The 10,576-nt window shown below is 40.1% G+C and carries 15 protein-coding genes; 9 read left to right on the plus strand and 6 right to left on the minus strand.

Features of this window, described 5'->3' with window-relative positions:
* Nucleotides 1-49: 49 nt before the first annotated feature.
* The 3 genes from ACQY1Y_RS17715 to ACQY1Y_RS17725 all read left to right on the plus strand — a co-directional run bounded on the left by ACQY1Y_RS17715 (nucleotide 50) and on the right by ACQY1Y_RS17725 (nucleotide 2,418).
* Nucleotides 50-805 (plus strand): dCTP deaminase, encoded by a 756-nt coding sequence (locus ACQY1Y_RS17715; RefSeq protein ID WP_430013251.1) that lies wholly within the window; start codon nucleotides 50-52, stop codon nucleotides 803-805.
* Between the two features lie 22 nt (nucleotides 806-827).
* On the plus strand, nucleotides 828-1,574 hold the full coding sequence (locus ACQY1Y_RS17720; protein ID WP_002738227.1) for an HAD family hydrolase: 747 nt from the start codon (nucleotides 828-830) through the stop codon (nucleotides 1,572-1,574).
* 193 nt (nucleotides 1,575-1,767) lie between these two features.
* Entirely contained in the window at nucleotides 1,768-2,418 is a 651-nt protein-coding gene (locus ACQY1Y_RS17725) for a TIGR04282 family arsenosugar biosynthesis glycosyltransferase (protein WP_430013252.1), read from the plus strand.
* On the opposite strand, the gene ACQY1Y_RS17730 is transcribed toward ACQY1Y_RS17725, so the two are convergent.
* The 5 genes from ACQY1Y_RS17730 to ACQY1Y_RS17750 all read right to left on the minus strand — a co-directional run bounded on the left by ACQY1Y_RS17730 (nucleotide 2,380) and on the right by ACQY1Y_RS17750 (nucleotide 5,210).
* Nucleotides 2,380-2,892, minus strand: a complete 513-nt coding sequence (locus ACQY1Y_RS17730; RefSeq protein WP_002735789.1) for a L,D-transpeptidase — start codon at nucleotides 2,890-2,892, stop codon at nucleotides 2,380-2,382. The two genes, ACQY1Y_RS17725 and ACQY1Y_RS17730, sit on opposite strands and share 39 nt — an antisense overlap.
* A gap of 78 nt (nucleotides 2,893-2,970) precedes the next feature.
* The gene (locus tag ACQY1Y_RS17735; protein ID WP_069474381.1) at nucleotides 2,971-3,276 is read right to left on the minus strand and encodes a DUF6464 family protein; all 306 of its coding nucleotides are present in this window, start codon (nucleotides 3,274-3,276) and stop codon (nucleotides 2,971-2,973) included.
* A 59-nt stretch (nucleotides 3,277-3,335) separates the two neighbouring features.
* Complete coding sequence (gene speD / locus ACQY1Y_RS17740; protein WP_002781248.1) at nucleotides 3,336-3,743, minus strand: adenosylmethionine decarboxylase; 408 nt, start codon at nucleotides 3,741-3,743, stop codon at nucleotides 3,336-3,338.
* A gap of 184 nt (nucleotides 3,744-3,927) precedes the next feature.
* Nucleotides 3,928-4,581 (minus strand): DUF4335 domain-containing protein, encoded by a 654-nt coding sequence (locus tag ACQY1Y_RS17745; protein WP_036399963.1) that lies wholly within the window; start codon nucleotides 4,579-4,581, stop codon nucleotides 3,928-3,930.
* 2 nt (nucleotides 4,582-4,583) lie between these two features.
* Nucleotides 4,584-5,210, minus strand: coding sequence for a DUF3038 domain-containing protein (locus ACQY1Y_RS17750; protein ID WP_430013253.1), 627 nt, complete (start codon nucleotides 5,208-5,210; stop codon nucleotides 4,584-4,586).
* 98 nt (nucleotides 5,211-5,308) lie between these two features.
* Here ACQY1Y_RS17750 and ACQY1Y_RS17755 point away from each other — a divergent pair, with 98 nt between their 5' ends.
* The 5 genes from ACQY1Y_RS17755 (at nucleotide 5,309) to ACQY1Y_RS17775 (ending at nucleotide 8,736) form a co-directional block, all read left to right on the plus strand.
* Nucleotides 5,309-5,827 carry an adenine phosphoribosyltransferase gene (locus tag ACQY1Y_RS17755; protein ID WP_002737799.1) on the plus strand — a complete coding sequence of 173 codons (519 nt, stop codon included), beginning with the start codon at nucleotides 5,309-5,311 and terminating at the stop codon, nucleotides 5,825-5,827.
* Nucleotides 5,828-5,983: 156 nt separating this feature from the next.
* Nucleotides 5,984-7,045 (plus strand): ABC transporter permease, encoded by a 1,062-nt coding sequence (locus ACQY1Y_RS17760; RefSeq protein WP_002736873.1) that lies wholly within the window; start codon nucleotides 5,984-5,986, stop codon nucleotides 7,043-7,045.
* A 361-nt stretch (nucleotides 7,046-7,406) separates the two neighbouring features.
* Complete coding sequence (locus tag ACQY1Y_RS17765; RefSeq protein WP_002737657.1) at nucleotides 7,407-7,715, plus strand: hypothetical protein; 309 nt, start codon at nucleotides 7,407-7,409, stop codon at nucleotides 7,713-7,715.
* Nucleotides 7,716-7,718: 3 nt separating this feature from the next.
* A complete protein-coding gene (locus ACQY1Y_RS17770; RefSeq protein ID WP_016516421.1) occupies nucleotides 7,719-8,597 on the plus strand; it encodes an SDR family oxidoreductase in 879 nt (292 codons plus the stop codon).
* Nucleotides 8,584-8,736: a hypothetical protein gene (locus ACQY1Y_RS17775; protein WP_002737765.1), complete on the plus strand. Its 153-nt coding sequence runs from the start codon at nucleotides 8,584-8,586 to the stop codon at nucleotides 8,734-8,736. The genes ACQY1Y_RS17770 and ACQY1Y_RS17775 overlap by 14 nt, the downstream gene beginning before the upstream one ends.
* Nucleotides 8,737-8,941: 205 nt before the next feature.
* On the opposite strand, the gene ACQY1Y_RS17780 is transcribed toward ACQY1Y_RS17775, so the two are convergent.
* The gene (locus tag ACQY1Y_RS17780) at nucleotides 8,942-9,322 is read right to left on the minus strand and encodes a hypothetical protein (RefSeq protein WP_430013254.1); all 381 of its coding nucleotides are present in this window, start codon (nucleotides 9,320-9,322) and stop codon (nucleotides 8,942-8,944) included.
* Between the two features lie 627 nt (nucleotides 9,323-9,949).
* Here ACQY1Y_RS17780 and ACQY1Y_RS17785 point away from each other — a divergent pair.
* Entirely contained in the window at nucleotides 9,950-10,540 is a 591-nt protein-coding gene (locus ACQY1Y_RS17785; RefSeq protein WP_430013255.1) for a Uma2 family endonuclease, read from the plus strand.
* Nucleotides 10,541-10,576: the final 36 nt, after the last annotated feature.

Below are 10,576 nucleotides of genomic sequence, written 5' to 3' on the forward strand. Positions count from 1 at the left end.
TTTAACAGCCCATGAACGGGTAATCACCCATCATTCAGGAGTTTTTGCAATGCCAGGATTTCTTCCTTATCAAAAGATTAAAGAGCGGATCGATCAGAAATTATTAAACATATCAGACTTTGAACCATCTAACTTAGAAGCTTGCAGCTATGATTTGAGAATTGGAACAATTTTTCAACATGGTCAGATAATTAATAAAGCTCATGATAAACACTCTGAGCAGTTTGTAATAAAACCTGGTGAGGTTATTTATTTGTTGACTTGGGAAGAAATTAAGCTTCCAGAAAATATTTGTGCAACTGTTTTTCCACGAAATTTTGATAGTTCTGAAGGTCTTCTTGTTCTCAATCCAGGTCATATAGATGCTGGCTATGAGGGAGCTATTACTGTTACAGCAATTAATTTAAGAAAAACACCATTAGCTATACAAAGAGGACGAAATATTTTGACTATAGTTTTTGAAGAAATGCTATGTAACACATCAAATCCTTATAAAAGAAATATTAGTAGACAAGAGCGAGAAGATCAGTTTAATGCTGCTTTAGTAGCACAAGATACACACAATTTATCTGAAATTATAGCTCAAGGCTCAGATTCACCTTATCCCACTAAACAAGAAGTAGAATTGATGATTGTGAAGCATTGGATAACTGTGTTGACTCTTATTTTAACCGCTGTCGCAGCTTTAACGGGAATTATTGCAGTTTGGATCAGTATGCAACCGAAATCTGAGAATAATAATCAAAATCCAATTCCCTTAGAGAGTCCAAGTCCAACACCATCTCCAAAGGGAACTCAAGGTTAGTAATAATCAAGGTAATATAAAAATGGCTAAAAGTGGTCTGATTGTATTTGATTTAGATGATACTTTGCTAAATACCAGCAATGTTTATTGGCTTGCAAGAAAGCTTTTTGTGGAAAAATTATCTGAAGAATTACAAATTAACGAAGATAAATTAATTGAAGAATTTGAAAAAATTGATCATCTTCAAATGCAACAACTAAAACATTCTCCTTATCGTTATACTCGGAGTATGATAGAAACTTATAAATCTGTTTCTCATAAGATAAATCATCAAATATCCGAGGAAACTTTAAAAGCTATTAAAGATTTTGGCCGTTTAATTTTAAAAAATACACCAAATACTATTAAGGGGGCTAAAGAAATTCTTGATTGGTCATCTCAAAACTATTCTCTTGCATTATTGACAAGAGGTGAAAATTCATTTCAAAAAAAGAAGTTACACAAAAATGAACTGTATAAATACTTTGATTTTATAAGAGTTGTACCTCACAAAAATGCTGAAGTTTTAAAAAAATTTATCCAAGATATAGGCTTTGATTGTCAAGATGTTTGGGTTATTGGTGATTCACTAAAATCAGATATTAATCCAGGCATTGAAATTGGAGCAAAGTGTATCTTGTACGGCTATCATCATCCACATTATCATTGGATACAAGATCATGAAAGTGTTGCATTAGGCTCTTTTTACAAAGTTGATAATTTATCAGATATTAGACAAATTCTTGAGTCAGATTCTAATTCTAATTCCGAATCGAGGTCGATGACCTGAAAAAATCCGATATTTTGCAGGACTGGCACTTGAAGCCATCGTAGGTTGGATTGACCTAAGGAAACCCAACACAGAATTAAATAACCAACTAAAATAATCTATACTAAGCCAATAAAGCCTGTTTTATTGGGTTTCCTGCCTCCTATTAACAGTAGGCTAAAACTAATAATTAATATCATCGTCGCAATCACTCGTGGACTGGAGACAACAACTAATTATTTTTACCCGTTATCCGGAATTGGGGAAAGTAAAAACCCGTATGATTCCAGCTTTGGCAGCCGAGGGAGCCGAAGAATTACACCGCAAACTGGCCGAATATACTCTCAGTAAATTAGCGGGTTTGAGGAATTTTCTCTCTCTGATCATTTACTACCATGGCGGCAGCGGGGAAAAAATGCGTACTTGGTTAGGTGTGCATTATTCCTATCATTCTCAACGGGGAAAAGACTTAGGAGAAAAGATGCAAAATGCTTTTGCTGATGGTTTTGCTCAAGGGATGACAGCGATCGCTATTATTGGCACAGATTGCCCAGAAATCGGGGAAAAAGAGATTTTAGCAGCCTTTGAAGCCCTAAAAACCCACGATATGGTTTTAGGGCCGGCGTTAGATGGAGGATACTACCTAATTGCTTTAAAACAGGTCTTTCCAGAGCTTTTTGACGGTATTCCCTGGGGGACGGGGGAAGTCTTGGCAAAAACTCAGACAATCGCCGCTAAACTGGCCTTAAAGACCGCTTATCTGCCTAAATTAGCGGATATTGATCGCCCGGAAGACCTGCCCATCTTAAAAAAATATCTGCCGGAATTAAGGTTGAACGATGACGGGGGTTCCCATGCGGACTAAATCAAACAACACTTTCACATCCCGATTCCGCATCCGCACACAACCATGGGAAGCGGCGCTACCGAGGGAATTTTCCGCAGGGGTGCCATGAAAACCGATGGAATTTTTGCCGTCACTCCAAAAACCGATCCATCTTTCCCCTAGGGGACTATTGGGACCGGGGGTGCTGACTTTTCCCGTCCAGGGACTTTTCCAGACGGGATTGCGAACTAATTCCCGCACTTCAAATTTACCTGTGGGGGTTTCCCAGCCTTTTTTGCCGACGGCGACGGTAAATTGTGCTAAAACTTGCTTATCTTGATAAACGTAAACTTTTCTCTCTTTCAGTTTTAGGACCAGATGGGTAGCGAGAGTTTGATTAGCTGCGGTATTCGGGGTGACGGTGCTGATTTGGTTAGCTTGGGCCGGATATACGGGTAAACAAGTTAATCCTAATCCGATGATTAAGAGGGTCAAATTTCGTTTGAACGCCATTATTCCCACACTCCTCAATTGCGATAGCGATAATTTTTAAGGATAGCAAATAGGGAACTTTTTGGAAGCTCAAGCCGCTTACACTGTGCCAGTTTTAGCTTCGTACTGCCGACAACCTTCACAGGGACCTGGGGGATTAACCGCACAACGCAAGTGGGGGGAATAGGCATTAAAACGACAACTAAGATCACCTATAAATGCCGGTTTATTTTCTGTCTCTACAGGGATTGACAAAAAATCACTGGCAATCACCGGGCTGTATTCGTGACGATGGCGAATCCCTCTCAAACGGTTGCTTAATCTCTGTTGGGATCGGTTAATTAACCAGAGACTAAGCAGAGAGGGAAAGAGAGCAAGGATAAAAACAAAGGTTATCCTGATCACGATTTTAGTTTAGGCGATCGCCAGTGCTGCTAACTTATTATCGAGGCCGGCGCTAGAAATTAGGCCATAACCAGGGAAGACTTAAGGGGTTCTTCCTTTTTGCTTTCATAAACTGCCGCAGGACCGGGGAATCCTCTGGTTAGTTCCCGCACTTTAATCTCACCTGCTTGCAGGGATTTGGTCAAAATTTCCATGGCAACCACGGGTTTACCGGCACCACAGAAGAATAAATCGGCGGCGAAATAGCCGTGTTCAGGCCAGGTGTGGATCGCGATATGAGATTCAGCTAAAGTCGCCGTCGCGGTAACTCCGTGGGGACTGAACTGGTGGACACACAAATCGATCAGCGTTGCTTCTCCTGCCGTAATTCCATCGAGGATAGCGCGACGAATGCGCTCGGGATCGTTGAGGAGGTCAGCAGGTACTTGCCAAGCATCGACAATCAAATGGGTTCCCAGTTTGGTCATTTTTTTTTCAATACTCCCTATCGAAAAACCTTCACAGAATTACCAGTATAACACAATTTTTCTAACTTGTGCAAAAAAGATCTGGTTTTTCTCGGTTACTTTCTCTAAAAAACTGGGACAGGGTGGGGGAGAAGGGTGTGGGGTGTGGGGTGTGGGGTGTTGGGAAAAGCGCAAAGGCCTAATTTTATCTAGGAGGGGGGACGGGATTAGTGGGGACGGTGGGACTGGGAGAAGCGGCGGGAATGGGTGGATTTTCGGGTTTACGGACTTGGGGGACGGGTAACAGATAGAAAAGTAGGGCGCAAGCGACAAGACTGCCTAATCCCGCCAAAAAAGGCACTGTTCGACTGGCCACCGATTCATTCACCTTATGGTAGCGACGGGAAACTGGCTGTAATTTCAGGGTTAGGTCAGGTAAAGTGCGAGTATCGGCAAAAAATTGGTCAATCGCTTCTATTAAATCGAATAACTGCACGGTACTGATTTCTATGTTGACTGGACTTTCCGGGATATTCAAGTCCGTTGATGGATACCAGACCAGACGATGGAGATTCTGGTCAATCTTTTCTAGGTACACATGATCTGGTTCATGGACGGGGTCTTGGGGATGACGAACACCACTCAAAAATTCTTGGGCATACTGACTGACCGCTTGTACCAAATTTTCCAAGAAAACCCGACCACCTTGCAGGACTTTATTGGCCCCGACTAACCGACATTCTACGTTAGTCAAAATTGAGAGTAAAGGTCGGCTATCCCCGGGGTTAGCCGGGGCGAAATCATCGCCGAAACCATCGAGAATCAGGGTACAATTGGGCAAGCTATACTGTCTTCTCATTTCTACACTATCTCCCCATCAAATAAACTAATCCAAAAGCGCTGCATTCCCGTCGTACCAGTACAAAATAATAACTGATCGAGGAGGGATAAAGCCAGTTCATTTAGGGCATTTTCATCAGCTAGATAAACCGATACTTTGGCCCGACGGGGGTTCATGCGACTGCGAAAATTGGAGCGAAATCTTTCTAGGTATTCTGATAAAAGAAAATTATTATCCACGGGTAAACCCTTTGATTCCATCTGTTGCCGCGCTAACAGTAATTGTCGGATGGATATAGCCAGGGGTTTGGCCCGATAACTGGCAATGATAACTAAAGCTTTTGCTTGGTCAAGGGTGAGACGGTCGAGGGTGTAGGAAATTCGCCAGGGATTAGTACAGCGTAATCGCCAGAAAATAATCCGGTTTCTGACAATTTTATCAAGTCCTAGTTCTTTACAGAGGGCTAACAGGGCCTCCCCGGCACCGACTTCTAAGGATTCCAACGCTAACAGCATTAAATCGATATGCTGTTGGAGATGTAGGGCGCATTGCTGACTTGCAATCGGAAAATCGGGTAAAACGCTTAAAATAACCGGTTTTTCTGGGGCTGATGCTGTAGATTCGGGCGTTAGGCTAGTAGAGGTCATGATATAGGAGAACTAAAACACAAGGGCGATCGAGTCAGGGTATTGTAAATTGTATTGTATAGATAGCTGTCCCCCATTTTACGAGACACGGAAACCGAATGGATCTGAAATCACTGATTCGCGATATTCCTGACTTTCCCAAACCGGGTATTGTCTTCCGCGATATTACTACCCTACTCAATCATCCCCAAGGATTACGTTACACGATCGATACCCTAACGGCAAAGTGTCGCGATTACGGTTTATCCCCCGATTACATTGTCGGTATGGAATCGCGGGGTTTTCTCTTTGGTGTTCCTTTAGCATACCAATTAGAAGCGGGATTTATTCCTGTCCGGAAACCGGGCAAACTACCCGCCGCCGTTCATAGTATCGAGTATGATTTGGAATACGGAAGCGATAGCCTCGAAATTCATCAGGACGCGGTGGCATCCCATCATAAAGTCCTAATTGTCGATGATTTAATCGCGACGGGAGGGACGGCGAAAGCGACGGCCGATTTATTAGAAAAAATTGGTTGTGAGGTGTTAGGATTTGCCTTTATCATCGAGTTAATCGACCTCGGTGGTCGGGAAAAATTACCCGATTTACCGATTATTACCCTCATCGATTATTAGGTTTTTTTAAGTACCTAAGCAGAATTAATTACACATTTCGCTAACACTCTGGCAAGAGTGCCTATCTCAAAAATGGCAATTAATTCTGCGCGACTATTTGTCTCCTGACTCCTGAATTGGAGTCCCCACTAGGAAATTAACTTGGCATGATTACTTATGACGGCGACCGATGATAATTATAAGGCTAAAACCGCTCGATCGAGTGCTAATGGGTTACAATCTCTCCTAACTAGCGAAACTTTTTTGTATATTGTCAAGCGTGTTCTCCAGGGTTTATTAACTCTGTTGTTGGCCTCGGCTTTGAGTTTCGCTATTATCCAATTAACCCCCGGCGGTTTTCTGGCTTTGCTTGACCTTAATCCCAAGATTAGTCAGGAAACTAAAGAACAATATATTGCCCTTTTTGGTTTAAAAGACCCGCCGATTGTCCAGTATTTTAAATGGTTGTGGCAAGTGGTAACTCAGTTTAATTTTGGTCTGAGTTTTACCTATTTTCGTCCCGTGTCTTCCCTATTATTAGAGAGAATTCCAGCGACGTTATTAATGTCTTTGACTTCCATTATTTTAACCTGGGCGATTGCGATTCCCTTGGGCATTCTCAGCGCCGTCAAACAAAACCAATTTATCGATAAATTTTTCCGAGTTATCAGTTATCTTGGTCAAGGTTTTCCCAGTTTTATCACTGCCCTTTTACTGCTAATTCTCGCCCAAAATGTCTCGCCGCTTTTACCGGTGGGTGATATGACCAGTATTAACTATTCGGAATATTCCCCTATCGGTAAAGTTTTAGATATCGCTTGGCACATGATTTTACCAACTATTGCCCTGACAGTTACCAGTTTTGCAGGATTACAAAGATTGATGCGGGGACAATTATTAGATGTTCTGCGACAGGATTATATTCAAACCGCAAGGGCGAAAGGTTTACCGGAAAATAAAGTTATCTATGTCCACGCTTTACGCAATGCTATTAATCCCCTGATAACTCTTTTGGGCTTTGAATTTTCTAGTTTGTTAAGTGGGGCATTTATCGCCGAATTTTTCTTTAATTGGCCAGGATTAGGTCGCTTAATTTTGCAAGCTGTGACGGCTAAAGATTTGTATTTAGTTATGGGCAGTTTAATGATGGGTGCTACTATGTTGATTATCGGTAATCTTCTGGCTGATTTGCTTCTCAAAGCTGTAGATCCTAGAATTAAATTGGAGGATTTAAAGTAGGGTGATAGGGAAATTTCAGCTAAATTTCCCACTACCCAACGGGTGCATCTCACATTTGCAGAAATAGGGACAATCAGCAATTATCAGTGACCCTTAAATTATTACAGATGTATCAGCAGCTGCGTGTAAGCATCCCACCGAAAAACTAATGCGCGGGGGGTTTGGGGGCGGCGCCACGCCCCCAACGGGGGGTTTGGGGGGTAGAACCCCCCAAAAGCTTGGATTGAGTGGTAAAATCGGAAGTAATGACCAATTTTAGAAGATAGTTTCCCTTTAAAAATCCCAACTCAGTAGATTTACAAAAATGGGATGTACCCCCACCCAACCCCTTTTTTCCTTTTCACTTTTCACTTAATAAACTATGTTAGCAACTACACATTATTTACTCAGGTCAAAACAAGACGGACAATACCTAGTAGCGCGTCTGAGAAAAGGTGAAAGCGAAACTCCGGCCAGTTATCTGCTTCTGTTTAAAGAATCCTATGATGCTTTAAGTTATATCAATACCCATGCTCAGGATTTAGCCAATAATTTTTCTGTGGAAACTCTCTCAGGAACACAATTAAAGGGACTGATGCAGCGATGGGGATTTGCAGGAATTGGTTTAGTTAGTGAACCGTTGGAACCACAGGTGCAGTTTTTAGCCTACGAAAAAGGATTTAATCTCTAAACTATGAAAACGCTGTTAATCACTGGAGTTAGTGGGTTTTTAGGTTGGCATATTTACCAAAAAACTCGCTCATCTTGGGCAAGTTTCGGTACATACCTTAATCACAATGTCAATAGTAATGACCCAAATTTAATTAAAATTAATTTAACAGACTTAGCCGCAGTTAAAGAACTTTTTCAACAGATTAAACCCGACGCGGTAATTCATGGGGCTGCCCAATCAAAACCGAATCTCTGTCAAGAATTTCCCCAAGCATCCGAGGCAATTAATCTGACAGCTTCTCTAGAAATTGCCCGTTTATGTAGTCAATATCAAATACCCCTAGTTTTTACCTCTACCGATTTAGTTTTTGATGGTAAAAATGCCCCCTATTCCGAAAATGATCCCGTTTCTCCAGTCAGTGTCTATGGTGAGCAAAAAGTAGCGGCAGAAAAGGGTATTTTAGCAATATATCCTCGGGCGGCTATTTGTCGAATGCCTTTGATGTTTGGTTCCCCTTCTCCCAGTGCTAATAGTTTCCTGCAACCATTTTTAAAAACCCTCCAAGAAGGAAAAGAATTATCTCTATTCACTGATGAATATCGGACGGCTGTTGGGGTTAATAGTGCGGTGAATGGGTTACTTTTGGCATTAGAAAAAGTGCAAGGGATTATTCATCTGGGGGGTAAAGAAAGAGTTTCTCGTTATCAATTTGGTTTACTAATGGCGGCAGTTTTTAAGCTTCCCAGGGAACAAATAAAACCCTGTTTACAGTGCGATGTTCCCATGAGCGCACCGCGTCCGCAGGATGTTTCTCTTGATAGTTCTCTTGCTTTTTCTTTAGGTTATCAACCATTAAGTATTAAAACCGAATTAGAGGCAATTAGAGATGAAATTATCTGAACAAAAGCGGACTATATTAATCATCTTACTCCTTTTTTTTACCGCTATTCTCATGACTAATTATTTCGAGGTAGGGATGACGGGAGTGTTAGCTTTTTTCGTTGCCTATCTTTCTAAAGGATTGCGAAAAGTTAAGTAGGGTATGTTGAAAAAGCCTGAAATACTGATAAGAAAAAGGTAAAATACCCTAAAAGTCCTGCACTTTTTTTATTCAGGACAGATGTATATAATCTCGGCGGCAACTCCATCAGAACCAGAATCATTTGAACTACCCTTTGCAACTTAATTGGCGTATTTACCTACTTATTTTCCCGAATTCTCTCCTATTTTAGTCTTTTCTTAAGTCATTTTTTAAGCATTTGGTTATAAACTTGTCGTGAAAGAATTGGGAAAAACTCTTTGCCTTGATAAAACTTTTTTTCATCTTCAAAGACAACTAAAATATAATGAGCTTTGTTATCAGGACTGACGATAATAGCCGCATCATTTCGATTATTAAATGTCCAGCCTATCTTAGCATAAAATTGAGTGTTAACGGGGGGAGATTGACCTAAAAAGTCTTGGATAGGATTAAAAGGTTTTTCTTTCCACGCTTGAGGATGTAAATCTCGTTTAATCAATTGTTTAATCGCTTGGCTATAAGCTGGTGAAATGGCTTGTTCTTGCTCAATTTCGATTGGAAATTTTCCAATTTTCACTCTCTTTTTTAAACCAATAAATAACATTTTTGGGTCTATTATACTGATCGTGATAAGTTTAACTAATCAATGATTGGCTGCTAACAGCGGTGAGTACAGATGTTGAAAATTTCTTAACCCATAAGTCTGACGCAAAATTACACGAATACGATTATTTAAAACTTATTTAGATGCTGAACAGCTTATTAACAAGTAATTTAGATAAGTCTCTTGCATAATTAATTTTTGAGGGTTCAAAAACGTCAAAAATAAGGATTAAAGGCTCTTCTAGGTTCTGTGTGATAAGTTTAACTTACTATATGATCGATCAATCTTTGTGTCTTTGTGGTTCGTTCCACCCCCTCGCTAGGAGGAATGTATCTTAGAATACATTTTACCCACTAAACCCAAGAGAGCCGATTAAATGGCATAAAATCTGTAAATAGACCATTTAATTGATTATTATTCATTATTAATTCTCCTGACTACTGACTTCTAATCCTAACAACAATTTTTGATTTTTACAAGAAGTCTGATGATTTGGTATTCTCAAAAGGTTTACTGGCTATGGTATGATTAAGGGGGGTTTGTTAGACTATGATATTTTTCATGATCATCTGTTTTTATCTGATATCATGTTTAGAAAAATTCACTCTCTAGATTTGGGTTTAAATTATGATAACTACACTTATCGAACGAGAAGCAGAACCAATTTTAATTAGTGACTTAACCTGGAGAGAATTTAAAGCTGTTGAACAGCTAATCGATCGCCCAGGGTTAAAGTTATCTTTTTTAGATGGAGTTTTGGAGATTAGAAAAATGCCAGGGAAAAAACACGAAACTATCAAAAAACGTATTGCTTCCTTAGTAGAAATTTATTTAGAATTTTTGGGATTAGATTTTACTCCTACTGGTTCTGTCACCTTAGAAAATGAATTTGAAAAGGTTAAAAGAGAAGGTGATGAATCTTATGAATTGGGAGCAAATAGAAAACATCCTGATTTAGTGATTGAGGTGGTTGTTAGTAGTGGAGGAATTAATAAACTGGAAGCATACAAACGGTTACAAATTCCCGAAGTTTGGTTTTGGATGAATGATGAGTTATTGTTTTATAGTTTAGGAAATGATGGTTATGAAGCTGTTAGTAAATCGCAACTTTTACCGAGTTTAGATGTAGATTTATTGATGCGTTGTATTGGTATAGAAAATCATGCTCAAGCGCTGGGAGAATTTAGAGCAGGGATTAAACCGAATTGCTTGGGTTAATATTGATAGAAAACGATTAAGAAATTATTGCTTCAG

The organism is Microcystis ichthyoblabe FBCC-A1114, from assembly GCF_050500245.1.
Classification (GTDB): Bacteria; Cyanobacteriota; Cyanobacteriia; order Cyanobacteriales; family Microcystaceae; genus Microcystis; species Microcystis ichthyoblabe_A.

Excerpts from the sequence above, each read along its gene's own strand:
- ACQY1Y_RS17715 (WP_430013251.1), top strand. The coding sequence starts at position 50 with ATGCCAGGATTTCTTCCTTATCAAAAGATTAAAGAGCGGATCGATCAG.
- ACQY1Y_RS17720 (WP_002738227.1), top strand. The coding sequence starts at position 828 with ATGGCTAAAAGTGGTCTGATTGTATTTGATTTAGATGATACTTTGCTA.
- ACQY1Y_RS17760 (WP_002736873.1), top strand. The coding sequence starts at position 5,984 with ATGACGGCGACCGATGATAATTATAAGGCTAAAACCGCTCGATCGAGT.
- speD (WP_002781248.1), bottom strand. The coding sequence starts at position 3,743 with ATGACCAAACTGGGAACCCATTTGATTGTCGATGCTTGGCAAGTACCT.
- ACQY1Y_RS17730 (WP_002735789.1), bottom strand. The coding sequence starts at position 2,892 with ATGGCGTTCAAACGAAATTTGACCCTCTTAATCATCGGATTAGGATTA.
- ACQY1Y_RS17785 (WP_430013255.1), top strand. The coding sequence starts at position 9,950 with ATGATAACTACACTTATCGAACGAGAAGCAGAACCAATTTTAATTAGT.
- ACQY1Y_RS17745 (WP_036399963.1), bottom strand. The coding sequence starts at position 4,581 with ATGAGAAGACAGTATAGCTTGCCCAATTGTACCCTGATTCTCGATGGT.
- ACQY1Y_RS17765 (WP_002737657.1), top strand. The coding sequence starts at position 7,407 with ATGTTAGCAACTACACATTATTTACTCAGGTCAAAACAAGACGGACAA.
- ACQY1Y_RS17780 (WP_430013254.1), bottom strand. The coding sequence starts at position 9,322 with ATGTTATTTATTGGTTTAAAAAAGAGAGTGAAAATTGGAAAATTTCCA.
- ACQY1Y_RS17770 (WP_016516421.1), top strand. The coding sequence starts at position 7,719 with ATGAAAACGCTGTTAATCACTGGAGTTAGTGGGTTTTTAGGTTGGCAT.
- ACQY1Y_RS17775 (WP_002737765.1), top strand. The coding sequence starts at position 8,584 with ATGAAATTATCTGAACAAAAGCGGACTATATTAATCATCTTACTCCTT.
- ACQY1Y_RS17750 (WP_430013253.1), bottom strand. The coding sequence starts at position 5,210 with ATGACCTCTACTAGCCTAACGCCCGAATCTACAGCATCAGCCCCAGAA.
- ACQY1Y_RS17755 (WP_002737799.1), top strand. The coding sequence starts at position 5,309 with ATGGATCTGAAATCACTGATTCGCGATATTCCTGACTTTCCCAAACCG.